Origin of the sequence: Duganella flavida (assembly GCF_009857445.1) — a bacterium.
Lineage (GTDB): Bacteria > Pseudomonadota > Gammaproteobacteria > Burkholderiales > Burkholderiaceae_D > Rugamonas > Rugamonas flavida.
The window spans coordinates 120,431-144,923 of sequence record NZ_WWCN01000003.1 but is presented as its reverse complement, the minus strand read 5'-3'; the positions used below and the strand labels follow the sequence as shown (position 1 = coordinate 144,923).

Annotated in this window: 22 protein-coding genes; 10 read left to right on the top strand and 12 right to left on the bottom strand. The window is 60.2% G+C overall.

Translation table 11 applies throughout. From position 1 onward, the window contains the following. Nucleotides 1-23: 23 nt before the first annotated feature. Genes GTP46_RS05185 through cyoA form a run of 5 tightly spaced genes read right to left on the bottom strand, consistent with a single transcriptional unit; the run spans nt 24 to nt 4,839 of the window. Complete coding sequence (locus GTP46_RS05185) at nt 24-809, bottom strand: SURF1 family protein (protein WP_161005563.1); 786 nt, start codon at nt 807-809, stop codon at nt 24-26. Then, complete coding sequence (cyoD, locus tag GTP46_RS05180) at nt 806-1,216, bottom strand: cytochrome o ubiquinol oxidase subunit IV (RefSeq protein WP_161005562.1); 411 nt, start codon at nt 1,214-1,216, stop codon at nt 806-808. Before cyoD ends, GTP46_RS05185 begins: the two co-directional genes overlap by 4 nt. Continuing rightward, nucleotides 1,213-1,842: a cytochrome o ubiquinol oxidase subunit III gene (gene cyoC / locus GTP46_RS05175; protein ID WP_161005561.1), complete on the bottom strand. Its 630-nt coding sequence runs from the start codon at nt 1,840-1,842 to the stop codon at nt 1,213-1,215. Before cyoC ends, cyoD begins: the two co-directional genes overlap by 4 nt. Next, nucleotides 1,835-3,841, bottom strand: coding sequence for a cytochrome o ubiquinol oxidase subunit I (gene cyoB / locus GTP46_RS05170; protein WP_371869565.1), 2,007 nt, complete (start codon nt 3,839-3,841; stop codon nt 1,835-1,837). The genes cyoC and cyoB overlap by 8 nt, the downstream gene beginning before the upstream one ends. Continuing rightward, nucleotides 3,838-4,839 carry a ubiquinol oxidase subunit II gene (gene cyoA, locus GTP46_RS05165; protein ID WP_161005559.1) on the bottom strand — a complete coding sequence of 334 codons (1,002 nt, stop codon included), beginning with the start codon at nt 4,837-4,839 and terminating at the stop codon, nt 3,838-3,840. The genes cyoB and cyoA overlap by 4 nt, the downstream gene beginning before the upstream one ends. A 130-nt stretch (nt 4,840-4,969) precedes the next feature. Here cyoA and GTP46_RS05160 point away from each other — a divergent pair, with 130 nt between their 5' ends. The 7 genes from GTP46_RS05160 to GTP46_RS05130 all read left to right on the top strand — a co-directional run bounded on the left by GTP46_RS05160 (nt 4,970) and on the right by GTP46_RS05130 (nt 11,401). After that, a complete protein-coding gene (locus tag GTP46_RS05160) occupies nt 4,970-6,325 on the top strand; it encodes an MFS transporter (protein ID WP_161005558.1) in 1,356 nt (451 codons plus the stop codon). A 106-nt stretch (nt 6,326-6,431) separates the two neighbouring features. Further along, nucleotides 6,432-6,575: a hypothetical protein gene (locus GTP46_RS05155; protein ID WP_161005557.1), complete on the top strand. Its 144-nt coding sequence runs from the start codon at nt 6,432-6,434 to the stop codon at nt 6,573-6,575. Nucleotides 6,576-6,756: 181 nt separating this feature from the next. Continuing rightward, nucleotides 6,757-8,307, top strand: coding sequence for a fatty acyl-CoA reductase (locus tag GTP46_RS05150; RefSeq protein ID WP_161005556.1), 1,551 nt, complete (start codon nt 6,757-6,759; stop codon nt 8,305-8,307). 46 nt (nt 8,308-8,353) lie between these two features. Beyond that, nucleotides 8,354-9,712 (top strand): wax ester/triacylglycerol synthase family O-acyltransferase, encoded by a 1,359-nt coding sequence (locus GTP46_RS05145; protein WP_161005555.1) that lies wholly within the window; start codon nt 8,354-8,356, stop codon nt 9,710-9,712. Between the two features lie 121 nt (nt 9,713-9,833). Then, nucleotides 9,834-10,679 (top strand): polyphosphate kinase 2, encoded by an 846-nt coding sequence (gene ppk2, locus GTP46_RS05140; RefSeq protein WP_371869578.1) that lies wholly within the window; start codon nt 9,834-9,836, stop codon nt 10,677-10,679. A 45-nt stretch (nt 10,680-10,724) separates the two neighbouring features. Further along, entirely contained in the window at nt 10,725-11,102 is a 378-nt protein-coding gene (locus tag GTP46_RS05135) for a glyoxalase superfamily protein (RefSeq protein ID WP_161005554.1), read from the top strand. Beyond that, nucleotides 11,099-11,401 carry a YciI family protein gene (locus GTP46_RS05130; RefSeq protein WP_161005553.1) on the top strand — a complete coding sequence of 101 codons (303 nt, stop codon included), beginning with the start codon at nt 11,099-11,101 and terminating at the stop codon, nt 11,399-11,401. Before GTP46_RS05135 ends, GTP46_RS05130 begins: the two co-directional genes overlap by 4 nt. On the opposite strand, the gene GTP46_RS05125 is transcribed toward GTP46_RS05130, so the two are convergent. The 6 genes from GTP46_RS05125 to GTP46_RS05100 all read right to left on the bottom strand — a co-directional run bounded on the left by GTP46_RS05125 (nt 11,395) and on the right by GTP46_RS05100 (nt 20,541). Next, the gene (locus GTP46_RS05125; protein WP_161005552.1) at nt 11,395-12,033 is read right to left on the bottom strand and encodes an FxDxF family PEP-CTERM protein; all 639 of its coding nucleotides are present in this window, start codon (nt 12,031-12,033) and stop codon (nt 11,395-11,397) included. The genes GTP46_RS05130 and GTP46_RS05125 overlap by 7 nt on opposite strands. A gap of 133 nt (nt 12,034-12,166) precedes the next feature. Continuing rightward, nucleotides 12,167-14,479 carry a GH92 family glycosyl hydrolase gene (locus tag GTP46_RS05120; RefSeq protein WP_161005551.1) on the bottom strand — a complete coding sequence of 771 codons (2,313 nt, stop codon included), beginning with the start codon at nt 14,477-14,479 and terminating at the stop codon, nt 12,167-12,169. Nucleotides 14,480-14,552: 73 nt separating this feature from the next. Beyond that, nucleotides 14,553-15,464, bottom strand: coding sequence for a MurR/RpiR family transcriptional regulator (locus tag GTP46_RS05115; RefSeq protein WP_161005550.1), 912 nt, complete (start codon nt 15,462-15,464; stop codon nt 14,553-14,555). An 84-nt stretch (nt 15,465-15,548) separates the two neighbouring features. Beyond that, entirely contained in the window at nt 15,549-16,778 is a 1,230-nt protein-coding gene (locus GTP46_RS05110; protein WP_161005549.1) for a cyanophycinase, read from the bottom strand. Between the two features lie 60 nt (nt 16,779-16,838). Beyond that, nucleotides 16,839-19,574, bottom strand: coding sequence for a TonB-dependent receptor (locus GTP46_RS05105; protein ID WP_161005548.1), 2,736 nt, complete (start codon nt 19,572-19,574; stop codon nt 16,839-16,841). Between the two features lie 25 nt (nt 19,575-19,599). Further along, nucleotides 19,600-20,541: a MurR/RpiR family transcriptional regulator gene (locus GTP46_RS05100; RefSeq protein WP_161005547.1), complete on the bottom strand. Its 942-nt coding sequence runs from the start codon at nt 20,539-20,541 to the stop codon at nt 19,600-19,602. A gap of 204 nt (nt 20,542-20,745) precedes the next feature. On the opposite strand from GTP46_RS05100, the gene GTP46_RS05095 reads away from it, so the two are divergent. Together GTP46_RS05095 and GTP46_RS05090 are read left to right on the top strand one after the other, a co-directional pair. Continuing rightward, on the top strand, nt 20,746-21,864 hold the full coding sequence (locus GTP46_RS05095; protein ID WP_161005546.1) for a succinylglutamate desuccinylase/aspartoacylase family protein: 1,119 nt from the start codon (nt 20,746-20,748) through the stop codon (nt 21,862-21,864). Between the two features lie 2 nt (nt 21,865-21,866). Then, nucleotides 21,867-23,249 (top strand): YfcC family protein, encoded by a 1,383-nt coding sequence (locus tag GTP46_RS05090; RefSeq protein ID WP_161005545.1) that lies wholly within the window; start codon nt 21,867-21,869, stop codon nt 23,247-23,249. A 3-nt stretch (nt 23,250-23,252) separates the two neighbouring features. On the opposite strand, the gene GTP46_RS05085 is transcribed toward GTP46_RS05090, so the two are convergent. Further along, the gene (locus GTP46_RS05085; protein ID WP_161005544.1) at nt 23,253-23,954 is read right to left on the bottom strand and encodes a helix-turn-helix transcriptional regulator; all 702 of its coding nucleotides are present in this window, start codon (nt 23,952-23,954) and stop codon (nt 23,253-23,255) included. 87 nt (nt 23,955-24,041) lie between these two features. On the opposite strand from GTP46_RS05085, the gene GTP46_RS05080 reads away from it, so the two are divergent. After that, the gene (locus GTP46_RS05080; protein ID WP_161005543.1) at nt 24,042-24,488 is read left to right on the top strand and encodes a RidA family protein; all 447 of its coding nucleotides are present in this window, start codon (nt 24,042-24,044) and stop codon (nt 24,486-24,488) included. The last annotated feature ends 5 nt before the right edge of the window (nt 24,489-24,493 follow it).

The following is a 24,493-nucleotide window of genomic DNA, read 5'->3' as shown; positions in this document are numbered from 1 at the left end:
CGGGCCGGCCACGATCGTAAGGATTAGGATTTTTGTTTGCGCGCATCTCGGATTACCCAGACTACCGCAGCGACCACCATCAGGGCCAGTGCGTACCAAGTGATAGCATAAACCAAGTGGTTGTTGACGAAGGAAATCACCGTCAGTCCGCCTTTCGGCTGTACGCCGCCAACCGGACCTGCAGCGAGCGCGGACGGCGCATCGGCATCAACAAAATATGGCGCGACAGCCGGCAAACCGCGCGCCGCAGCAAGCGCCTGGACGTCACGCGTGTACCAGTAATTCCGCGACGGCTCGTTAGCGCGCAAGCGCCCTGCCATCTCGCTCAATCGCAGCAAGCCGCTGAACGATACCGTCGGGCCTTGCGCGCCTGCGCAAGCATCCGCCGACGCAGCTGGCGGCGCAGGTTGCGGCTTCCATCCGCCAACACCCGCTTCGATGAAGCCACGGTTGATCATCACGATGCCATCGGCGGTGCACAGCGGCGTCACCACCCAGTAGCCGATGCCGCGATCCAGCGACGCCAGTACCTGTGTGGTCGAGCCGTCGAGCAGCACGCCGCTCAACTGCACGCGGCGGTAATCGTCCGCTTCGGCGTTCAACTGCGGCCATTGTGCGCGCGATGGCGCGGCCACCGGCGACGCATGCACGCGCTGCTCCACGCGCTCGATCAGCGCCAGTTTCCATTGAAGCCTGAAGATTTGCCACGTCCCTAAAGCAAAAAACCCTGCAAACATCACCCCGGCCACGAGGGCCAGGATGACGCGCAGGGCGCGGGGACGTTGGCGCTTAATCGCGCCCGTCATCATTGCATGTCTTGCATGTTGTGGGCGTCGTTGCCCATCGACGGCATCATGTTCTTGTTCATGTGGTACATGACCCAGATCGAACCGGACAGTACGATGAACAACAGCACAACGGTGAACACGGTAGCCAGCATCGACCAGCCGCCTTCAGCTTTGCCGTTCATGTGCAGGAAGTAGACCATGTGGACGATCACCTGCACCGCAGCGAATGCCAGCACAACGATGGCCGTGGTGCTCGATTTCTCGAACGCGTGGTTCATCACCAGCCAGAACGGGATCGCGGTCAGGATGACCGACAGGATGAAACCAATCGCGTAATCCTTCAGACTGCCGTGGTGGCCGTCATCGCCATGACCGTGATCGTCGTGGCCGTGGTGGTCGTGCTCATGGTGATTATGTGGTGCGCTCATGGCAGGACTCCCATCAGATAGACAAAGGTAAAGACGCCGATCCAGATCACGTCCAGGAAGTGCCAGAACATCGACAGGCACATCAGACGACGGTTGTTTTCGTGGGTCAGGCCGTGCTTGGACAGCTGCACTACCAGGGTTACCAGCCACACGGTACCGAAGGTCACGTGCAGGCCGTGGGTGCCGACCAGGGCGAAGAACGAGCTCAGGAACGCGCTACGCTGCGGACCAGCACCTTCGTGGATCAGATGCAGGAACTCGAACACCTCCAGGTAAAGGAAGCACAGGCCGAAGGCGCCGGTTACCAGCAGCCATACGATGGTGGCTTTCAGGTTCTTGCGCTGCGAGGCGATCATGGCGAAGCCGTAGGTGATCGACGACAGCAGCAGGAAGCCGGTATTCAGGGCCACCAGCGGCAGGTCAAACAGTTCCGCGCCCGACGGGCCGCCCGCATAGCTGCGGCCCAGGACTGCGTAAGCGGCGAACAGGCCGGCGAACAGCAGGCAGTCGCTCATCAGGTAGATCCAGAAGCCCAGCAAGGTGCCGTTCTCTGGGTGGTGTTCACGCACGTAGTAACGCGCGCTTGGGTCGGCGCTCACGGCGCCGTTTGCGTTAATTTCAGACATGGCTTTCCAGGAAACGAGTATGCGCGTCTTCGGTACGAGTTACTTCATCAGCTTTGATGTAGTAATCGCGCTTGTAGTTAAAGGTGTGAACGATGATCGCACCCAGCATGGCGACGAAGGCCAGTGCTGCAGGAATCCACATCTGCCAGATCATGGCGAAGCCAAAGCCAAACGACAGGGCCGAGATGATGAAGCCGGCGCCGGTGTTTTTCGGCATGTGGATGTCAACGAAGTCTTTCAACGGACGCTTGTACTGGTTGGCTTTCATGTCCGACCAGCTATCGCTGTCGTGCACCACTGGGGTGAACGCGAAGTTGTAGTCTGGCGGTGGCGACGAAGTTGCCCACTCCAAGGTACGGCCATCCCATGGGTCACCGGTGACGTCGCGCAGCTTGTCGCGGTTCATATAGCTCAGGCCCAGCTGTACCAGGAAGGCGCCGATACCAGCAGCAATGATCAGTGCACCGATGGCAGCAACGATGAAGTAGATCTGCAGCGATGGATCATCGAAGTGGTTCATACGGCGGGTCACGCCCATGAAGCCCATGATGTACAGCGGGGTGAACGCAACCCAGAAGCCCACCAGCCAGCACCAGAACGATACCTTGCCCCAGAATTCATCCAGCTTGTAGCCGAAGGCTTTCGGGAACCAGTAGTTGATACCAGCGAACAGACCAAACACGACACCACCGATAATCACGTTGTGGAAGTGAGCGATCAGGAACAGCGAGTTGTGCAGCACGAAGTCAGCCGGTGGCACCGCCAGCATCACGCCGGTCATACCGCCGATTACGAATGTCAGCATGAAGCCGACGGTCCACATCATTGGCACGGTGAAGCGAATGCGGCCTTTGTACATGGTGAACAGCCAGTTGAAAATCTTCGCGCCGGTTGGGATCGAGATAATCATGGTGGTGATACCGAAGAACGAGTTGACACTCGCGCCCGAACCCATGGTGAAGAAGTGGTGCAGCCATACCAGGTAGGACAGCACGGTAATCACGACGGTTGCATACACCATCGAGGTGTAGCCGAACAGACGTTTGCCCGAGAAGGTCGAAACGATTTCCGAGAATACGCCGAACACTGGCAGGATCAGGATGTACACCTCTGGGTGGCCCCAGATCCAGATCAGGTTCACGTACAGCATCGGGTTACCACCCAGTTCGGTGGTGAAGAAGTTGAAGCCGGCGATACGGTCCAGCGACAGCAGTGCCAGGGTGATGGTCAGGATCGGGAAGGTCGCAACGATCAGCGCATTGGTGCACAGTGCGGTCCAGGTGAAGACCGGCATCTTCATCATCGACATGCCTGGTGCGCGCATCTTGACGATGGTCGCAATCAGGTTGACACCAGATAGTGTGGTACCCACACCCGCGACCTGCAAGGACCAGATGTAGTAATCAACCCCGACGTCAGGCGACGCAGCGATACCCGACAGTGGCGGGAACGCCAGCCAGCCGGTCTTGCCGAATTCACCGATGAACAGCGACACCATGGTCAGCATGGCGCCGAAGGTGGTCATCCAGAACGAGAAGTTATTCAGGAACGGGAACGAAACGTCACGTGCGCCGATTTGCAGCGGCACCACGTAGTTCATCAGACCAGTAACCAGCGGCATGGCGACGAAGAAAATCATGATCGTGCCGTGGGCGGTGAATACCTGGTCGTAGTGGTGCGGCGGCAGGAAGCCAGGGTTATCGCCGAAAGCGATAGCCTGTTGCGCACGCATCATCAGTGCATCGGCAAAGCCGCGCAGCAGCATGATGATACCCAGCACCATGTACATGATGCCGATTTTCTTGTGGTCGATGGAGGTGATCCAGTCGCGCCACAGCGGGCCCCACAGGCGGAATTTAAACATGGCAGCCAGCAGCGCGAGGCCGCCGATCGCCACCATAGCGAAGGTGCCGATCAGGATAGGCTCGTGGTAAGGAATTGCTTCCAGCGACAGCCGTCCAAAGATCAGATTGGTGAGATTCAGATCAGACATGGTCATTCTTTACGGGTAGGTTGAGCAGTAGTAGCGGCGACGTTGGTCGGCTCGCACACTTCTTCTGGCAGTTTCTTGATGGCTGCCGCTGCCTTGATGCGCGTTGCATCCTGGTGCATCTGGGTGTTGATGCAAGTGCTGCCTTCAGCCACGCAACGGTTCAGGATCAGGTCGTACATGCCTGCGTCCACAGTACCGAAGTGCATGATCGGGTGCTTGGTGGTCGGCTTGTCCAGGGCCAGGAACTCGGCGCGGGTGAGCGCGCTGCTGCTGGTCTTGGTCTTGGCGACCCATGCGTCGAAGTCAGCTTGCGTGACGCCGTGATACTTGAACTTCATGTCCGAGAAGCCGGCGCCGCTGTAGTTGGCGGAGAAGCCGTCGTACACGCCTACCTTGTTCATTACCGCGTTCAGCTGCGTTTCCATGCTAGGCATGGTGTAGACCATACCGGCCAGCGCAGGGATGTAGAACGCATTCATCACCGAGCTCGAGGTCATGTGGAAACGTACTGGAACGTCGATCGGGGTGACCAGTTCGTTCACGGTAGCGATGCCCTGCTCTGGGTAAATGAACATCCATTTCCAGTCCATCGACACCACTTGTACTTCCAGTGGCTTGACGCCGGCAGCGATCGGACGCTTTTCGTCGATGCGGCTCAGCGGACGGTATGGGTCCAGCAAGTGGGTGTAAATCCAGGTGATCAGGCCCAGCACGATGATGATCAGCAGCGGTGCGCCCCAGATCAGCAGTTCGAGCTTGGTGGAGTGGTCCCAGTCCGGCTTGTATTCGGCGGCGGTATTTGACTTTCTATAGCGCCAGGCGAACAGACAGATCAGGAACATGACAGGTACGATAATCAACAACATCAGCAAGGTTGACACAACAACAAGGTGTGCCTGCTGCGCTGCGATATCCCCGGAAGGATTGAGCACCACCGTATCGCAGCCAGCGAGCCACAATAACGGTGCGAGGAGCAATCCACGACGAACGATAGGAGGAATCATGCGGTAATGTACGTTACAGAATATTGGGAACATGCTACTGTACTCACTAAGGACCGTTCTTGCCATTGGACACTTTGTCCTACCCGCCTGGACAGCCCTTGTAAGAACAACTAACACGAGACAAGAGACTATGGCTAACACGACTTCTATCAGTGACGTCCAAGCAGCTGGCGTCCACGAACATCATCAAACGAGCCCTGGCGCACGCAGTATCAATGCCAGGGATGGGCATATCTCTCCCGGAGAAATCGCAATTGGCGTGGTGATCGGGCGCGCTTCCGAATATTTCGACTTCTTTGTCTACGCCATTGCGTCAGCCTTGGTGTTCCCGTCCGTGTTCTTCCCGTACGAGAGCAGGCTTGACGGAACACTATACGCTTTTGCCATTTTTGCGCTTGCCTTTATTGCACGCCCCATCGGAACTGTCGCTTTTATGGCAGTACAGCATCGTTTCACACGAGAAGCAAAACTAACGCTGTCGCTGATGGTGATGGGCGTGTCTACCGCCGGCATCGCCTTCCTGCCCGACTACGCCTCGCTCGGCACCTGGTCGATTGTGCTTTTATCCATCTTCCGCATCGGGCAAGGTATCGCCCAGGGCGGCTCGTGGGACGGCCTGCCGTCGCTGCTGGCGCTGAATGCGCCCGAGCACAAGCGCGGCTGGTACGCCATGCTGGGCCAGCTAGGTGCGCCGATCGGCTTCATCATTGCAGCCGGCCTGTTTGCCTACATGCTGAGCACGCTGACTTCCCTCGACTTCCTCGACTGGGGCTGGCGCTTCCCGTTCTACGTGGCGTTTGCCATCAACGTGGTGGCCCTGTTTGCCCGCCTGCGCCTGGTGACCACACATGAATACTCGCACCTGCTGGACGAGCACCAGCTGGATCCGGTGCCGGTCGGTGAGTTGATGAGCTCGCAATCGCGCAACGTCATCATCGGCGCGCTGGCAGCGCTGGCTAGCTACGCTCTATTCCACCTGGTGACTGTGTTCCCGCTGTCATGGATCACCCTCACCTCGCAGCGTTCGCTGGCAGGCTTCCTGCAGGTGCAGATGCTGGGCGTGTGCCTGATGGCGCTGGGCATCATCATCTCCGGCTTCGTGGCAGACCACGTCGGTCGCCGTCGTACGCTGGGTACGCTGGCGACCATGATCGGTATCTTCAGCCTGTTCGTGCCGTTCCTGATTGACGGCGGCGAGATGGGCCAGGATGCCTTCATCCTGATCGGCTTCTCGCTGCTGGGTCTGTCGTATGGCCAGGCTGCTGGCGCTGTGACCTCCAACTTCCCGCAGAAATACCGCTACACCGGCGCGGCACTTACGTCGGACGTGGCGTGGCTGGTGGGGGCAGGCTTCGCACCGCTGGTAGCCTTGGGCGTATCCTCGCACTTCGGTCTGGCGTATGCCGGTCTGTACCTGCTGTCCGGCGCAGTCAGCTCGCTGGCGGCCCTGAGCATCAACCGGGCGTGGAGTATCCGCGACAACTAATATCGTCGTAGCGACAAATAAACAACACCGGCCGCCTCATGCGGCCGGTGTTGTTTTGAGCATTTATCAACGTTGCTGCGGAGCAGCAAGTTATAGGGGAAATTCTATGACGTCGGAAGTCAAATACCAGCTCACGAAATATGCAAGCGATGAACACTTCAACGACAATCACCAGCGTTTCATCGAAATGCTGAAACTAGCTTTTTGGGCAAAACTTCGCAGAAATCAGCCCGGCACCGGAGTTGAATGAGCTTCCACTCTCCTTACCCGTTGTACAAATGCCGCAGCGGCCAACCCGCAGCGCCATCGGGGATGACTCCCCACGCCATGCGTTTGGCTCCCCAAGCCAGTGCAAAATAGCTAGTGACCACGAGGTTTCGCTCTAAGATCGGTTCATTGCAGTTCTGACACCGTTCGTTTCCGAGAAACCTATGACACCAGCATTGAATGTGCAAGCGGCACTCTCAGGAAAACGCATCCTGATCACCGGCAGCACCGGTTTCCTCGCCAAGGTAGTACTGGAGAAGTTGATCCGCAGCGTGCCCGACATCGGCCGCATCGTGCTGCTGATTCGCGGTGGCCGCAACGGCGCCGACGCCCGTACCCGCTTCGAGCGCGACGTCGCCACCTCCTCTGTCTTCGACCGCCTGCGCGCCGAGCGCCCTGCCTTCCTGGCCGAATTCTTCGCCGAAAAAATTGAGTGCATCACCGGCGAAGTGACGGAGCCCGGCTTCGGCATGCCGATCCCCGAATTCAACGCGCTGGCGCGCCGCGTCGACCTGACTATCAACGCCGCCGCCAGCGTCAACTTCCGCGAAGCGCTGGACGAAGCGCTGGCCATCAACGCCACCAGCGTGCAAAACATCACCGAGTTGGCGCGTGCTGGCCATGCGCCGCTAATCCAGGTATCGACCTGTTACGTCAACGGCTACAATCGGGGCCAGATGGTTGAGCACAATGTGCCGCCAGCGCGCGCCGCCATCCCGCGCCACGCCGACGGCCATTACGATTTATACGGTTTGCTGCAGCACCTGCAGCACCGCATCGCCATGCTGCGTGCAGAAGTGCGCGAGCCGGAAGAACTGGCGCGCCGCCTGACGGAGCTGGGCATCGCCGAAGCCAATTATCACGGCTGGAATGATACCTACACCTTCACCAAGTGGATGGGCGAGCAGCTGGCAATGGCCGCCATGCGCGGCCGCTCGCTGACCATCGTGCGCCCTTCCATCATCGAGAGCACATTAGCCGAACCTGTACCGGGGTGGATCGAAGGCGTGAAGGTGGCCGACGCCATCATCCTCGCTTACGCCCGCGACAAAACCAACTTCTTCCCGGCCAAGCCGAATGAGGTGGTGGACATCGTGCCGGCTGACCTGGTGGCTAACAGCATTGTGCTGGCATCGGCCGAAGCGCTGCAAGCCTTACCGGCCCTGCGCATCTACCAGGCCTGCACCGGCGCCACCAACCCCATCACCGTCGGCCGCGTGATTGACCTGATTAAGGGCGAGTCGCAGCGCAACTGGCGCCAGTACGAACGCCTGTTCTACAACGAGCCGAAACACGACTTCCGCGTGGTAAGCCGTCCGCTGTTCCTGCTGATGTTGCGCGCCATGCGCATCGGCGCGGCCAGTTGGAGCGGCGTGCGCAAGCTGCTGGGAGCAGGCGAATCGCCGAAGCTCGAAGCCCTGCGCACCACGCAGCTGCTGGCCCTCACCTTCTCGTTCTACACCGCGCCACGCTACATCTTTCAGAGCGACCGCCTGCAAGCGCTGGCCCAGCGTTTCAGCAGCGAAGACCAGGCGCGCTACAACGTGGATGCGGGCGCCATCAACTGGAGCGAGTACTTATGCCGCATCCACATGATTGGCCTGAACCGCTACGCCCTGCGCCCACGCGCACCGAAATCGGCAGAAGGCAAAGCCGCAGCAGCAGATGTACCGGAAACACAAACTGAGAAGTCCGCAGCACCCATAAAAATATAAGCGAGATGATGGGCAAAGACCCACGCCGCACAGGAGACAGCACGAAATGAGCAAAGCCCACGCAGCACCAGCGGCAATGACGCGACGCGACTATGCATGGCATCGCATGGACACGGAAAAGAACCTCATGGTCATCAACAGTATCCTGCTGTTCGAAGGCCCGGTAGACATGGAGCGGCTGGTGTCCACCATCGCCCACCGTCTGCCCAACTATCCCCGCTTTACGCAGAAAGTCATCCGCCTGCGCGGCCGCCCGCACTGGGTAGAGGACGAGCAGTTCGACATCAACCGCCACGTTGAACTGGAGCGCATGGAACACGACGTGCCGCGCGCCGAGCTGCATGATCACCTGACCCGCCTAGCCCACCTGCCGCTGGACCGCGACCGCCCGATGTGGCACATGACGGTAATGGACCGCGTCAACGGCGGCCACGCCATCGTGTTCCGCGTCCACCATTGCATCACTGATGGCCTGGGACTGGTGCACGTGCTAAATCACCTCACCGACGACAACGGCCTGCATGGTAAAACGCCTTCCCCGGTCGGCCATCCGCATCGCGCGGTGGCGCATAACAAAGTCTGTTCGGCCGTGGTACGCGGCCTGTCATGGCTGAAGATCGGCGCCCACGTGGCGCGCCTGTCCGTTCTGTGGCCCGATGCGCACACCCAGTTCAAAGCGCCGATGACCGGCGCCAAGCAGCTGGTCTGGCTGCCGCCGCTGGAGATGGACCGCGTGCGCGCCATGTCCAAGCGCATGGGTGTAACGCTGAACGACGTTTGGGTGGCCGCCGTCTCGGGCGCGCTGCGCAGCTACCTGTCCGAGCGTGGACAGCGTCCCGACGGCCGCGCCCTGCGTGCCGCTGTCACCTTCAACCTGCGCGAGAAGGGCAACGCTTTCCAGCTGGGGAACGAATTCGGACTGGTGGCCGTCGACCTGCCGACCAACGAGGATAATCCGACCGAGCGCCTGCGCCTGTCCAACAGCCGCATGACCGCCATCAAGCGCTCGCACCAGCCGCGCGCGACCATGGCCTTCCTGTCGATCGCCGGCTGCCTGCCAACCGCCCTGCAGCACTTCGCGCTCAACCTGTTCACCTCCAAAGGCTCGGTGGTGCTGACCAATATCGAAGGTCCGGCCAGCCGCCGCTACCTGGCCGGCTCGCGCCTGACGGATCTGATTTGCTGGGTGCCGCAAGCGGGCAAACTGGGGGTCGGCCTGGCCTTCATCTCTTACGCCGGCCAGATCCAGCTGGCGCTGTTCGTGGATACCGACCTGGTACCTGATCCGGACCGCCTGATGCAGCTGACTTACGACGCCTTCGAAGAGCTGGAGTTGGCAACGCAGGACGTGGAAGCGCCGCAGCCGGCTGAACCGGCGTTGCCGGGCATGGTCATCAGCGCGTAATAATCATCGCGTAAGCTACTCCTCATTGCAAAATGAGGAGCAGTGCGTGAACCTGAATGAGCACGAGTTACTGGACCGCGTCCAGCGCGAGCTGACCGACAGCTATGACGAAGAGCTGGAGATGGAGCTGGAAGACCGCGAGATCGACCCGCACACCAAGCAAGTCGTCGAGCACGAACGCAGCGCCGAAGCCAAAGAAGAGCGCCGTCTCTACTTCCGCGAGTTATTCCGCCTGCAGGCGGAGTTGGTCAAGTTGCAGGACTGGGTAGTCCACACCGGTCATAAAGTCGTGATTATCTTCGAAGGCCGTGACGCCGCCGGCAAAGGTGGCGTCATCAAGCGCATCGTCCAGCGCCTGAATCCGCGCGTGTGCCGCGTGGCCGCCCTGCCCGCGCCGAACAATCGCGAACGCACCCAGTGGTACTTCCAGCGCTACGTCTCGCACCTGCCGGCCGCCGGCGAAATCGTACTGTTCGACCGTAGCTGGTACAACCGCGCAGGTGTCGAGCGCGTGATGGGCTTCTGTTCCGACGATCAATACGAAGAGTTCTTTCAGACCGTGCCAGAATTTGAGCGCATGCTGGCGCGTTCCGGCATCCAGGTGATCAAATACTGGTTCTCGATTTCCGACGAAGAGCAAAACGCACGCTTCCTCGGCCGCATCCACGATCCGCTCAAGCAGTGGAAACTGAGCCCGATGGACCTGGAGTCGCGCCGCCGCTGGGAAGAATACACGCGCGCCAAGGAGGTGATGCTGGAGCGCACCCACATACCGGAAGCGCCGTGGTGGGTGGTGCAAGGCGTAGACAAGAAAAAGGCGCGCCTGAACTGTATCCATCACCTGCTCGGCCAAATGCCATACGAGGAAGTTGAACACCCGGCCATCCTCCTGCCGGAGCGCGAGTATCACGACGACTACGTGCGCCGCCCGGTGCCGCAGGAAATCATCGTCCCTGAGGTGTACTGAGTCCGGAGGCTGTGCTAAAGTTGTTAAAACAACTAAGGAGGCGCCATGAGCCTTGGCACAGTCACCCCCATCTTGCGCATCTTCGACGAAACGATGGCGCGTGAATTCTATGTCGACTTCCTCGGTTTCAAAGTCGATTGGGAGCACCGCTTCGAGGGCAACTTCCCCTTGTACATGCAGGTATCGAAAGATGGCTGCCTGCTGCACCTCTCCGGCCATTTCGGCGACTGTTCGCCCGGCGCGGCTATCCGCATCGCCACCACCGACGTCGACGCCTACCAAGCCGAATTAATCGCCAAAGAATACAAACACGCCCGCCCCGGCGCAGATGAAGCGCCGTGGGGTGGACGTGAAATGTCGATCAAAGACCCGGCCGGCAACCGCCTCACCTTCTACAACCGCGAGCCGGAGATTTCGGCATGAACGAGTACATCCTCCTGATGCACGACGATGTATTAGATCCGGCGATCGCCAACGACGACGCACGCTGGAACGACTACCTCTCGCAGTTGCGGGCATCCGGCCAATTCGATGGCGGAAGCTCAATCGGCGCGGGAGCCGCATTCAAAAAACATCACGCCGATCCGCCGGGGCTCACCGCCATCAACGGCTATATCCGCATCCGCGCCGAAAGCATCGACGCCGCCCGCCGCCTCCTCAATGGGAATCCCAACTACGAAGCCGGCGGCACCGTTGAGATACGCGAGCTACCGCATCAATAAGCAGCTTGCGAGGGAATAGTCCGCGAACGGCGGCGCGCGACGAAGCCCAGCATACCAAGGCCCACACCCAGCATGGCGTAGGTCTCCGGCTCAGGAATTGGGCTGACCTTGATGTTGACGTCTGGCGCAAAGTCAGCCAGGCGACCAAGACCGGCGACGCGGCTATCAATCGACCACACGGTCCAGGTATAGTCCTTCGGCGCCAAGCCTTTGGATGGCAGCAGCGAGCCAGACACCGTGGCAAAGATCTCGTTGCCGACGATATGCGTGCTGATGGCTTTCGCCCCCACGCTGCCAGTACCATCCGAGCGCAGCGTCACGGTCGCGTTAAACGTCACACCTGGCAAGCCGACCGAAGCAAACGGCGCGTTGGTCGAACCACCCAGATCCAGTCCAAAGACGTAGGCTGCGCCACTCACGCCGGCAATCGGACCGAGTGTGGTGGTACGGAATACAAATTCATTGCTGGCAGCGTTATAGCCCACGTCTGCCGACAACACATCAAATGCGCCGTCCTTGCTGCCAGTGTACACCGACAGGAAGTCATTGGCTGGATCGGTGACAGCATGCGCATTGGCGCCAGCTGCAATAAAACTCAACCCGGCAAGAGTCCTCAGGAATACTTTTTTCATGTCAGTTATCCATATAAATGGTTTCGGGAAGCGCGCTGGTACGCGCCTACCGTATATTCCTGACAAGGCAAAAAAGGTTTTAAAAAAATGAAAATAAAGACATTATCAATGCTGCATATTCCACGTGCCGTTCTCAGTAAGCGGTCTGGGAATACGGGCGGGTGCCGATAGCGTTACCCCAATCCTTGTTTGGCTGGCTGGACATGGTGAATACCAGTTCACCGCCTGCCGTGATCTGATCGTGGCGCAGGTAGGTTTGGGCCAGCGGCTTGCCGTTCAGCGTCACGCCGGCGACGTACACCTTATCTTTGCTCAGCCCTAGCGCACGCACGGTGAAGTGTTTGCCGTTGGGCAGATTCAGCACCGCTTTGTCGAGGAACGGACGGCCGATCACGTATTCGTTGCTACCCGGAGCAACCGGGTAGAAGCCGAATGCAGTGAAGGCCAGCCATGCCGACATCTGGCCCAAATCATCATTGCCCGACAGGCCCGCCGCGCTGGTGTTGTACTGCGTCGCCACCACTTGGGTCAAACGCTTCTGCGTCTTCCACGGCGCGCCGGCGTAGTTGTACAGGTAAGCCACGTGATGCGATGGTTCGTTGCCGTGCGCGTAGTGACCGATCAGGCCCGAAATGTCTTCCATGTGCGCGTACACGTTGTCGTCCACTTTGGCGTCGAACACCTGGTCGATCTTGTCCTGCAGGCCCTTGTCGCCGCCCAGCATGTTGATCAGGCCTGCGTTATCGTGCGGCATATACCATGAGTACTGCCACGCGCTGCCTTCCGTGTAATCGCTGCCGAAGTTGGACAGCACTGGATTGAACGGTTCGCGGAAGGTGCCATCCGATTTCTTCGCGCGCAGGAACCCGGTCTTCACATCGAACGAATTGCGATAGTTCTGGGCGCGCTTGTAATAGCGGGCAGCGATGTCCTTCTTGCCCATCTTCTCCGCCATGCGCGCGATGGTCCAGTCGTCGAACGCGTATTCCACCGTCTTGGATGCCGCTTCCGGCTCAAGGTCGATCGGCACGTAGCCCAGCTTCATATAATGTTCGAGGCCACCGTACGGACCATATTCCGCGCTGCTGGTCATGGCCTTCAAGGCCTCTTCAGCGTCGAAGCCTTTCAGGCCCTTCATGTACGCATCCGCAATCACCGGCACCGCGTGGTAGCCGATCATGCACCACGTCTCCTGGCCGTGGAACTGCCACACCGGCAGAATGCCGTACGGACTATGCTTCTGCGACTCGATCAGCGAACGCACAAAGTCGACGTTGCGCTGCTCCGGCTGGATCAGCGTCAGTAAAGGATGGAGCGCGCGATAGGTATCCCACAGCGAGAAAGTGGAGTGATAGCGGAAGCCCGACGCTTGGTGCACCTCATTATCCGGCCCGCGATAACGGCCATCGCGGTCCATGAACAGGCCAGGCGCCAGCATGCTGTGATACAGCGCCGTGTAGACCATCTTGCGCATCTCCGGCTCGGCCTCGATGGCGACAGCGCCCAACGCTTCATTCCACGCGGCGGAGGCCTTGGCACGCTCCGCATCGAAGTCCCAGCCCGGCATCTCGGCCAGGTTGGCGATAGCGCCCTCCTCGCTCACCGGCGATATCGCCACTTTGATCTCCAACTGCCCATCCGACGGCACGCCGAATTCCAGCGCGCCAGCCAGCGCCTTACCTTCTACCAACACTTTGTCGGCCGGCCCGGCAAAACCTTTATATTCAACATCGCGCTCGAAATTGCGCAAGGAACGCGCAGTCAGCGGATGCGAGAACTGGATCGCAAAATACAGCTGCCGTCCGGCCGCCCAGCCGCGCGTCTCGCGCATGCCGGTGACCAGCGTGTTGTCCCGCACACGAAGACGCGACCACAAATTCTTGGCGGCGTAATCGTAAATGCTGGAGCGCAGGTCCAACATCACTTTGGCCTCCGCGCCCTTGGCATAGCGATAGCGATGCAAACCAACACGATCGCTGGCCGTCAGCTCAACATCAACTTCGTTATCCGCCAGCCGCACCTTGTAATAGCCAGGCTCCGCGCGTTCGTCCTGATGGCTGAAGCGCGAGCGGTAGCCGCTAAACGGCCGCTCCGGATAGCCCGGCTCCCACTTGGTCTCGCCGCTGAATGGCATCAGCAGCACATCGCCAAGGTCAGAATGGCCGGTGCCGGAAAAGTGAGTGTGGGAGAAACCGAGAATGCTGTCGTCCTCGTAACGGTAACCAGCCGCCCACGGATAGCTTTGGCGGAACGGCCGCACCTGCGTATCAGGACTGAGCTGCACCATCCCGAACGGTCGCGCCGCACCGGGGAAGGTGTGGCCGTCGCCGCCGGTGCCGATGAAGACATCAACCGCCGCTGCAGGCGTACTTTGGGCGGTGGCGAACGCCGGAAATGCCAAAGCCAGCGCGATCGCACTGGCCGGGAGAATTTTGGACAGGTTCATTCCGCTGTTATAGCGCTTGCCCGAATCACGGTCAATTCAAAAAACAAATAAGGCTGCGAGTTTAGTAAATCCGCTAAACAGCGCCGCCGGCCACACCATTCACCATGTACTCACCGATTACCTCGCCCAGCCGCGCCGCCTTGCGCACATTGGCCTTGTTGGACACCATCAGCGACACCACCAGCGCTTCGATCGTCGCCACCGCCGACACCACACTGCTAGGCAGCACGCCATGCGCGCCGCTCGCGTACAACACATGATCAGACAGCGGCACCATCGGCGCCGACGGACTATCGGTAATCGCAATCACGGTAGCGCGCTGGCTGCGCGCAAACTGCGACAGCCGCATCGCATCAATGGAATAACGTGGGAAGGAGAACACCACCAGCACGTCGCCGCGGCGAATGTGTACCAGCTGCCCGGCCGCCACCTCGGTGCCGCCGGCTGCCGCCATCTCCACCACGTGTCCGCAAAACGGCTGCAGGTGCAACGTCAGCATGGACGCAAGGCAGGACGACATGCCAAGACCCAGCACATACACCGCACGCGCACCACTGATCTTGCGCGCCACAGCATCCAGCACCTGCGGTGAATTCGCACTGTGCGTGGTCGCCAGGTTAGCCTTCGCATACTCCATGCTCGCATCGCCCGGCGACTGCGAAGCCTTGCGGCGGGCGATGGACGAACGCAGCTTCTCCACCGGCTGCATGGCCGTGTGCAGCGTTTCGGCCAGCGCGCTACGCATCGCGCCGTAGCTGTTAAAGCCGATGTCACGCGCAAAGCGGCTGATGGTGGCGGTCGAAACCTTGCAGCCCTCTGCCATCTCCTCAATCTTGAGCGCCGTGCCGCGCATCGGATTGCGCATCAGGTAATCTGCAATGCTGCGGTGCGAGGCCGAACCCTCCGCCCGGACGCCCGCAAGCACCTTGCCCAGCGCCGATTGCACGAACGCGACGTCCGCTGGTACTCCATTACCTGCCGTCATACTGCTCTCGATTTTTAAAAAGGTGTAAGGATACGTACATTTTATACAACTGTGAACTTAGTATTTACCCTTAAGTGTTCCTTTTTAGTGATACCAGGGCCGCGTGATCTGCAGCGGACGCACGTCCATGCGCAGATTGAGGATGGTATAGGCGTCCGAAGTGGCCGATTCATAACCAGCGCTGGCAGCGTCGCGGGTCAGCTTGAACTCGAACCCCAGGTTGTCCTGCTCCTCGCCCGGCGGCGCGATAGCGATGCCGATAGCCTCGTTGCGGGCATTGTTGATCAGCTTTTCCATTATCACCAGCACCATGTTGTGCGCCAAAATGTCGGCCGTGTAGATCTGCTCATTCAGGAATGGCTTGGCCAGATCCAGCTTGCCATCCACTTTATCGGCGGACGGCGTGTACTGGCCGGTGACGAGGTTATAGCGGTCACCGCGATCCAGGTAGCTGATGCGGGCATTGGTCAGGTTGAATTCCTTGATATCGCCATTGGTCTTGGCCTGGCTCAGGTCCAGCAGCAGCGCGCCCTGGTAACCAATAATCTCTACCTCGCGCTTACCGCTGATAATCATCGCCGTGTTTTCATCGATGCCGAGTCCCAGCTTGTAATTTTTCTTCAGCATGGCCGGCAGCATGCGGGCGAAGCGGCCGCGCGCCAGCAAGTGCTGGTCAACGAAAAGGTCGGTGCCGACAAAGCCCAGGCCCGGCGCCAGTTCGCGGCCGTCGTTGACGCCTGCGGCCAAGGTGCCGAGCACCGTCTTGGCTTCGTAGTACATGGTGCTGCTCATGATGGCCGCGCCGGCGCTGCTGCCGCCGATCACACCGCCCTTGTTGTACACATCCCAGATCGCCTGCAGCACGGCGGTGCGCGAGCCATCCGGACGCACCAGCGCCTTGGTGATGTAGCCTTGGTCGCCGCCGGCAAAATAAACGCCGCCCGCCTCGCGGATCGAGCGCGCCAGCGTTTCGTCTTCGGCAGCCGCTTTGTAATCGGAATTTTTGAGACGCACAGCCACCGGCACGACGAAGGCCGATGCCCCGTATTTATTCAGCGTGTTCGCGAGATTGGCGCCGGAACGCTCAGGATTGCCGGCCGCACTAGGCATCACTGCGATGCGCGCGCCCATGCCGCCGGCCAGTTGCACCAGCCGTTCCCAGATGATGGTGTTATCCGCGCGGACCGCGCCGCCGGCGATCAGCAGGTTGCCCTGCGGCGGCGCATCGGCCGCATACGAAACCTGAATGCACAGTGCTGCCAGCGCTACGCATGATACGCATATCAAGCGCACCGCTTTTACCAAAATCGTCATACATATTCCCCGTCTAAAGAAAGAGGAACGGCTGCTTGCGCGCCGCTCCCCGGTCCTGCCTTACTTGAATGCGTAGCTTACGCTGATGAAGGCGCTGCGTCCGCGCGGATCGGTATAGGTAGGATCATACCCTGCCAGGAAATAATAAGCCTGATTCGAGTACGGCGGCGCGGTGTCGGCCAGGTTCAACACGCCGGCGCGGAGCTTGGCCTGTTTGCTGATCGCCCAGCTGCCGGTCAGGTCCCACAGCGAGTACGATTTCACGCGGCGCGACGGCAGCAGCGAATCGGCCACCGGGTCGTAGGTCGTATTCTGGTCGGTATAGCCAGACGAGAACTGGTTGGCCAGCGTCAGGTTGAGCGGGCCGCGATCCCAGCCGAAGCTGACGCGGTGGCGCCATTTCTGGATCACCTGGTCGTTCAGGAACAGGCCAAGATTACTGCGCATCGGCTCCAGTGGACCGAACTGGCGGTCGTACTTCAGCACTAGCGTGCCGGTGGCATTGACCGAGAAGCGGCCGGCGGCGCTGTTGGCGGTTTTATAATCCACGCCCAGATCCACGCCCGAAGTATTCAGCTTACCCTGGTTTTCCTTCTGCAGAATGATGTTGGTGATGAAGCCATCGCTGTCACGCTGGATGTACTTGCCGTCGTACTTGGCGGCGTTGTCGACGATGATTTGTTCGCCCAGGGTGCTGATAACGTCGGTCTTGCGGATATCCCAGTAATCGACAGTCAGGTTCAGGCCCGGCATGGCCTCCAACGCTGCTCCCAGCGAGAACTGGCGCGACTTCTCTGGCTTCAGGTGCGGATTCGAACGGCGCTCCACCGGCCATTGATCGGTACAGCCGTCGATGCTATCGAGACCATTCTTCACGCATTCAGGGTCAGTCAGGAAGCTCGATGCGCTGCCGTAGGTGGTTGGACGCTTCAAGTCCGACAGCGACGGTGCGCGGAAGCCGGTACCGGCCGAACCGCGCAGCACCAGCTGCTTGGCCGGTTGCCAGCGCACGCCGATTTTCGGATTGACGGTCGAACCGACTTCGCTGTAATGGTCATAGCGCAGCGCGGCTTGCAGTTCCAGCTGTTTGCTAACCGGCGCGTTAATCTCGCCGTAGACCGAAGCCACGGTGCGGCCATCGTCGGTCGCCACCAGGTCGGTGGTGGAGCCGGCAGTTAGGCCAGTATCACGGTCACCGGCGATGTTATTCGACAGCAGCAGCGCCGACGGCGTGAAAGTACTGCGCTCGCGGCGTGCTTCCGCACCAACAGCCAGGCCAAGGTCGCCGCCTTCCAGCGTCGCTGGCGAGGTGGAGACCTTGCCGTCGATGGCAGTCGAAGTACCCTTCGATTTTCGCGCTTCATCATTGACCTTGATGCTGTTGATCAGGTCACGGCCCGCTTGCGACGATGGACCAAACGGATTAACCACGCCCGAACGCGCAGCAGCGTCGAATTTATCGTACAGCACATAGCCGTTCACGTATTTGTCAACCGCCTTGTTCTCGGCGCGCGACAGGCCGACGTCGTAGTCCCAGGTGCCTACGGTGCCGGTTGCGCCCAGCACCAGGCGCTGCGCATCGCTGGTTACTTGATTTGTACGGTTTCCCGCTTCGGTCATGCGGTAGCGGATGCCGCTGAAGGTCGCCGGCAGACCCGGTGCGCTCAGCACCGTGCGATATTTTTCAGGCAGCAGGCTGACCGGCAGGTTGCGGATGCGCTGCGGATTAGGGCTCAGCACATAGTCGCTCTTCGCTTCCGACTGTACCAGTTCAAGGAACACCTGATGATCGGCGCTGACCTGGAAAGTTGCGCGGCCGATGAAACCGATCTTGCTGGACTTCGGATAAATCTCCGTGTCTTCCATGTAGTCGTAGCTGCATCCCAGCTTGCCGCCCGGACCTTTGGGGGCATACACCGTGGCTGGTGGCGCGCAATCCGGTGCGCTTGGGTTGATGCGGTTAGCAGTCGAACCGGCAGGCAGCACGCCTGCCCTGATCAGCGCCGCGCGCTGGGCGCTGGAGATGTCGATATTGGCCGGGTAGGTATTGCTGGACATGAGCGCAGGCAGGTTGGCCGCCAGCGGACGTTCCTTGATAAAGTCACGCTGACTGGAACGCAGCGAATCGAGCTTCTGTACATCCAGCACGCCAAACACGTTGAAGCGGTCATCCTGCAGCTTGCCGAAACCGGCGCTGACGCTAGCGGTGCGCTTGCCCGCGCCGCCTTCCTGCGTGCCTGCTGCCGAAGCGTTCAGCTCAACGCCGGTGTAGTCCTTGCGGGTGATGAAGTTGATCACGCCGCCGATAGCGTCGGTACCGTAAATAGCGGAGGCGCCGTCCTTCAGCACTTCCACGCGCTGGATCGCGCCGGCCGGAATATTATTCAAGTCGACGCCGGCGTTATCACCCGGCGAAGCAAAGTTGGCGAGGCGGCGGCCGTTCAGCAGCACCAGCGTCGACGACACGCCGATACCGCGCAAGTTGGCGCCGTTGAAGCCGCGCTGGCCCGAAGTGCCATCCGTGATGCTGGCGCCATCCGACAGCGGCGCCGTGTTCGCGCTGATATTCTTCAGCAGTTCTGCGGCCGTGGTAACGCCGCTCTTGTCGATATCTTCGCGGCTAATGATCTGCACCGGCAGCGCGGTTTCGGCGTCGATACGCTTAATCGACGAACCGGTAATTTCCACGCGCTGGATTTTTTGCGCCTCGTCTTGCGCGTGGACCGGCAGCGCTACTGCCGCCGTCACGCCCACTGCGAGCTTCAATGCCAGTTTTTTCTTCTGATGCAGACTCATTACCCACTCCCTGTTGAAATTGCGGTTATGACGCGCCGCTTTTCGCGGTGCGCTTCTTCACCTTCTTGGTGTTGCTTGTGCCGGCGCCATACAGGTAGGCCGAAATTGCCTCCGTCAGGCGCGCAGCTTTTTCTACGTTGTCCTGGTTCGACACCATCAGCGATACCGCCATCGCTTCAATCACCGCCACCGCCGCCGTCGCGCTACTTGGCAGCACGGCATGGCTGCTGGTCGCGTACAGCACATGCTCTGACACTTCCACCAGTGGCGACGCCGGCGCATCGGTAATCGAAATCACGCAAGCCTTGCGGTCGCGCGCATACTGGGCCAGGCGGATTACATCCAGCGCATAGCGCGGGAAGGAAATCACCACCAGCACATCGCCCGAACCGATGTTGGCCAAGTGCCCGGCCGCCACCTCGGTGCCGCCTGCCGCTGCCGCTTCCACCACGTGGTGGCAGAACGGTTGCAGGTGCAGCGTCAGCAAACCAGCCAGATGCGACGACAGGCCGAAACCCAGCACATACACGGTGCGCGCCTTGCTCAGTTTCTGCACCACCTGCTTCATCTCTTGCTGCGATTGATTGTTGCGGGTGCTGCTGATGTTCGCCAATGCGTACTCCATGCTTTCATCGCCCGGCCACACCGTGCCTTTGCGGTTCTCAATCGTGTGGCGCAGTTTGTCCACCGGCTGCATCTCTGTGTGCAGCGTTTCGGCCACCGCGCTGCGCATGGCGGCGTAGTTGCCAAAGCCGATGTCGCGCGCAAAGCGGCTGATAGTGGCATTGGAGACCTGGCACACTTCCGCCATCTCGTCGATCTTCAGCGCGGTCACGCGCAGCGGATTGCGCAGCAGGTACTCGGCAATGCTGCGGTTGGAGGCGGAACCTTCCGCCATCACGCCCGACAAGCGCTGTCCCAGCTCCGAATGCGCAAACGCTACTTCCGCCGTATTCACTGATTTCATGCAGCTCTCCTTTTCCGAAAGGTGTAAGCATACTTACATTTCCGGAAAATTTGGAATCCTATTTGCAGGCAACTTTAGCAACGCCAAAAACAAAACTCAACAACTTTCTGTAAATTTGCTTACATCGATTTACTTTGTGTAAATTGCGATACATAATCGACCGCATCCCAACCATCGCGCCCCAAACCGGGGCGGCCCATCACCATGAGAGTGCAAAAACATCCGATTTCGGCGCCGCACAGCAGCGCTGCCTATGAGCTGCATAGTTTTCACTTCGGCCCCGCAGCTGAAAAGCGCGTCTACATCCAGGCGTCGCTGCATGCCGACGAGGTGCCAGGGATGCTGGTGGCGCAATTCCTGCGTCGCCGGTTGTCGGCGCTGGAGAGCGAAGGCAAGCTGCGGGCGGAGATCGTGCTGGTCCCCGCCGCCAATCCGATCGGTCTGTCGCAGGCGGTACACGGCACGCCGTTTGGCCGCTTCGACCTGCGTACCGGCGTCAATTTCAACCGCGCTTACAAGCACGTGGCCGGGGAACTAAAACAAACGCTGGAAGGTGAACTGGGCGACGACGCAGCCGCCAACGTCCGCATCATCCGCCGCCACGCACGCGCCTCACTGGCTGAGTGGCGCCCGGCAGATGACGCCGAAACACTGAAAAAGACACTGCTGGAACTCGCCATCGGCGCCGACATCGTGCTGGACCTGCATTGCGATAACGAGGCGGTGCTGCACATCTACAGCGGCACGCCTTTGGCGGCAGCCATTGCACCGCTGTCGTCGCTGATGCAATCGCACGCTACGCTGCTGACTACCGAATCCGGCGGCGAACCATTCGACGAGGCCTGCAGCCGTCTGTGGTGGGAACTGGCGCAGCATTTCGCCGGCCGTCATCCGATACCGGCAGCCTGCATCGCCGCCACCATCGAATTACGCGGCGAGCGCGATGTCAGCGAGCAGCTGGCCGACGCCGACGCGGAAGCCATCCTGCGTTATCTCGCCCTGAACGGCATGCTGGAACTTGAGCATGAAAATCCACTTCCACCGCCACTATGTGCAGCCAGCGCGCTGGAAGCCGTGCAGCCTTTGCTGGCGCCGCAGGCCGGCGTGCTGCTGTACCGCAAAGCCTTGGGCGACCGCGTGGAAGCCGGCAGCGTGATCGCGGAGCTAATCGATCCAGTCAGCGGCGCAAGCAGCCAGGTACGGGCTGGAACGGCAGGCGTATTCTTCGCGCGCAGCGCTTTCCGCCACGTCCTGCGCGGTATGAACATCGGCAAAATCGCAGGCCGCACGGCTTTCCGCGAAGGCAAACTTCTGAGCCTCTGACCATGAAAAAACTCAAACTACCGCACACCTTTGTGCTGCTGTTCGCAATATTGGTGCTGATTGCGGCGGCGACCTGGCTGGTGCCGGGCGGCCGCTACGAAACGCACACAGTGGATGGCAAACAGCTGGTCGATCCTGCCAGCTTCCAGTACGTGGCAGCCGCACCGCAAGGCCCGGTGCAGCTGCTGATCGCGCCGATCAAGGGCTTTACCGAAGCGTCGCTGATCATCGGATTTGTGCTGATCGTCGGCGGCGCCTTCGCGGTGCTGCAAAAGACCGAGGCGATTGAAGCGTTAATCCGCAGCATCGCCCGAGCGCATCGGCAGTCGCCGGCGGTACGTGCCGCACTGATACCGGTGTTCGTCACCATGTTCTCGTTGGGCGGCGCGACTTTTGGCATGAACGAGGAAGCCATTCCATTCGTGCTGTTGTTTGTGCCGTTAGCGCTGGCGCTGGGCTATGACTCGGTGGTTGGCGTGGCGATTCCGTTCGTCGGTTCGCAGGTTGGTTTTGCTGCGGCGTTCCTGAATCCCTTCAATGTCGGCATCGCGCAAGGCATTGCGGGCATACCGGTGTTTTCGGGGATTGGCTACCGGCTGCTGGTGTGGGCTCTCGCGACTGCCGCCACCATCGTGTTCCTGATGTGGTACGCAGCACGCATCAAAGCCTATCCACAACGCAGCCCGACCTACGCGCTGGACGAAGAAAAACGCAGCGCCATGCCGGCCGACCATCATTCATCGCTGACGCGCACGCATCGGCTGGTACTGTGGATCTTCGCCGGCACGTTGGCTGCGATGGTAGTGGGCGTGGTGCGCTACGGCTGGTTTATCGAGGAAATTGCCGCACTATTTTTGGCGATGGCGATAGTGGTGGGCGTCGCCGGCAAGCTGGATTCAGACACGCTGGTAGCCGCCTTCGTGCAAGGCGCGCGCGATCTGGTCGGCACCGCATTGGTCATCGCACTGGCCCGCGCCGCGATGGTACTGGCGCGCGACGCCCACATCATCGACACCATGCTGCATGCGCTGATGCCGCTGGTGGCGTCATCCAGTCCCGTGTTCGCGGCGCAGAAAATGTTTGTGATGCAGAGCGTAATCAACTTCTTCATTCACTCCGGCAGCGGACAAGCTGCGCTGACCATGCCGATCATGGCGCCGCTGGCGGACCTCGTCGGCGTGTCGCGGCAAACGGCAGTACTGGCCTACCAGTTCGGCGAATTCACCACGCCGATGATCCCTACCTCCGGCATCACCGTCGGCGTGCTGGCACTGGCGCGCATCCCCTGGCTGACGTGGGCCAAGTGGATGGTGCCGCTGCAAATCGTCTATGCCATCCTGGCCATGCTACTCATTATACCGCCTTGTTTAATGAACTGGCAGTAGCAGTCATTCCAGCTCGCGGCGGCGCAACTGCTCCATGTAGTTGTAGACCGTGAAGCGCGACACGCCGAGTGCCGCCGCCGCCCGCTCCACGCCACCCTTGACGATGAACAGGCCGCGCCGCTGCATGGCGCCAACGGCCTGGATTTTCTCCTCGCGCTTCATGGTCTCGGCGCTGCCACCTGGGCCCACTGCTTCGCTGATAATCTCCTGCATCAGCGTATCCATCTGCGACTCAGGCGGCGCAAGCGGTGCGGCCGGCGCCACGGCCACCACCATTGGCTTCAACATCTGCGACAGCCAGCCATGCGCCGCCTGGAAACCAGACATGTCCACGTTCAGACACAAGGTCGCAAACGGTTCGCCGCTCGCGTCGCGAAAAATCGCCGATGCCGAGCGCAGTTCTCGCCCATCGCTGGTCACCGTCACATAATCTTCAACGAGGCTGTGCACCGCGCCATCTGGCGATTTGATGCGCGTCGCCGCCGCAAAGCCGCGATCATTCTGCGGCCCTTCCAGCACCGAGCTGCCGACGCTGCGCCCCGAGATATGGCCGTTCGCAATCGCGATCACCGAGTTCTCAGGCTTGTTCACATCATGCAGCACCACTTCCAGATGCGGCCCTGCCATTGCCGCCAACATGGGCACCACCGGCCGCAAGGCATTGATCACGGCGACGCGCTCGCCCGCCACTGAAACTTTTTTCATCGAGTTTTAACAAATTGTTGATTCATGCGTTTATTTTCCCATTTTTAAACAAACTGTTTATAATTTTTCGCGACAAAGGAGAACGCCATGACATTCAAACACCTCACCGCCGCCTTGGCGCTGCTGGCTAGCGCAGGCCTCACCCACGCCGCCGACGCGGAGTTCTACAACAAGGGCAATCCGCCGGGACGTCCATTCTCGCTGGCCGTGCGCGCCGGCGATTTCGTCTACCTGTCCGGCCAGATGGGCACAGACGACAAGGGCCTGGTGCCAGGCGGCTTTGAAGCACAGTCGCGCAAGGCGATGGACAACGTGGCCGACATCCTGAAGGGCATGGGTCTCGGCATGGACAACGTCGTCAAGTGCACCATCATGATCGCCGACATGGGCAAGTGGGCGGACTTCAACAAAGTGTATGCGAGCTACTTCAAGCCGGGCCACCTGCCCGCACGCAGCGCGTTCGGCGCCAACGGCCTCGCACTGGGCGGCGAGGTTGAAGTGGAATGCATGGCTTACGCGCCTGTCAATAAATAAGGACT

What these genes read in the sequence shown, in the direction of transcription:
- GTP46_RS05125 (WP_161005552.1), bottom strand. Translation starts at nt 12,033, where the DNA reads ATGAAAAAAGTATTCCTGAGGACTCTTGCCGGGTTGAGTTTTATTGCA.
- GTP46_RS05090 (WP_161005545.1), top strand. Translation starts at nt 21,867, where the DNA reads ATGAAAAAACTCAAACTACCGCACACCTTTGTGCTGCTGTTCGCAATA.
- GTP46_RS05095 (WP_161005546.1), top strand. Translation starts at nt 20,746, where the DNA reads ATGAGAGTGCAAAAACATCCGATTTCGGCGCCGCACAGCAGCGCTGCC.
- GTP46_RS05150 (WP_161005556.1), top strand. Translation starts at nt 6,757, where the DNA reads ATGACACCAGCATTGAATGTGCAAGCGGCACTCTCAGGAAAACGCATC.
- GTP46_RS05145 (WP_161005555.1), top strand. Translation starts at nt 8,354, where the DNA reads ATGAGCAAAGCCCACGCAGCACCAGCGGCAATGACGCGACGCGACTAT.
- cyoA (WP_161005559.1), bottom strand. Translation starts at nt 4,839, where the DNA reads ATGATTCCTCCTATCGTTCGTCGTGGATTGCTCCTCGCACCGTTATTG.
- GTP46_RS05130 (WP_161005553.1), top strand. Translation starts at nt 11,099, where the DNA reads ATGAACGAGTACATCCTCCTGATGCACGACGATGTATTAGATCCGGCG.
- GTP46_RS05105 (WP_161005548.1), bottom strand. Translation starts at nt 19,574, where the DNA reads ATGAGTCTGCATCAGAAGAAAAAACTGGCATTGAAGCTCGCAGTGGGC.
- GTP46_RS05080 (WP_161005543.1), top strand. Translation starts at nt 24,042, where the DNA reads ATGACATTCAAACACCTCACCGCCGCCTTGGCGCTGCTGGCTAGCGCA.
- cyoC (WP_161005561.1), bottom strand. Translation starts at nt 1,842, where the DNA reads ATGTCTGAAATTAACGCAAACGGCGCCGTGAGCGCCGACCCAAGCGCG.
- GTP46_RS05085 (WP_161005544.1), bottom strand. Translation starts at nt 23,954, where the DNA reads ATGAAAAAAGTTTCAGTGGCGGGCGAGCGCGTCGCCGTGATCAATGCC.
- GTP46_RS05160 (WP_161005558.1), top strand. Translation starts at nt 4,970, where the DNA reads ATGGCTAACACGACTTCTATCAGTGACGTCCAAGCAGCTGGCGTCCAC.
- cyoB (WP_371869565.1), bottom strand. Translation starts at nt 3,841, where the DNA reads ATGACCATGTCTGATCTGAATCTCACCAATCTGATCTTTGGACGGCTG.
- GTP46_RS05110 (WP_161005549.1), bottom strand. Translation starts at nt 16,778, where the DNA reads ATGACGATTTTGGTAAAAGCGGTGCGCTTGATATGCGTATCATGCGTA.
- cyoD (WP_161005562.1), bottom strand. Translation starts at nt 1,216, where the DNA reads ATGAGCGCACCACATAATCACCATGAGCACGACCACCACGGCCACGAC.
- GTP46_RS05135 (WP_161005554.1), top strand. Translation starts at nt 10,725, where the DNA reads ATGAGCCTTGGCACAGTCACCCCCATCTTGCGCATCTTCGACGAAACG.
- GTP46_RS05120 (WP_161005551.1), bottom strand. Translation starts at nt 14,479, where the DNA reads ATGAACCTGTCCAAAATTCTCCCGGCCAGTGCGATCGCGCTGGCTTTG.
- GTP46_RS05155 (WP_161005557.1), top strand. Translation starts at nt 6,432, where the DNA reads ATGACGTCGGAAGTCAAATACCAGCTCACGAAATATGCAAGCGATGAA.
- GTP46_RS05185 (WP_161005563.1), bottom strand. Translation starts at nt 809, where the DNA reads ATGATGACGGGCGCGATTAAGCGCCAACGTCCCCGCGCCCTGCGCGTC.
- GTP46_RS05100 (WP_161005547.1), bottom strand. Translation starts at nt 20,541, where the DNA reads ATGAAATCAGTGAATACGGCGGAAGTAGCGTTTGCGCATTCGGAGCTG.
- ppk2 (WP_371869578.1), top strand. Translation starts at nt 9,834, where the DNA reads ATGGAGCTGGAAGACCGCGAGATCGACCCGCACACCAAGCAAGTCGTC.
- GTP46_RS05115 (WP_161005550.1), bottom strand. Translation starts at nt 15,464, where the DNA reads ATGACGGCAGGTAATGGAGTACCAGCGGACGTCGCGTTCGTGCAATCG.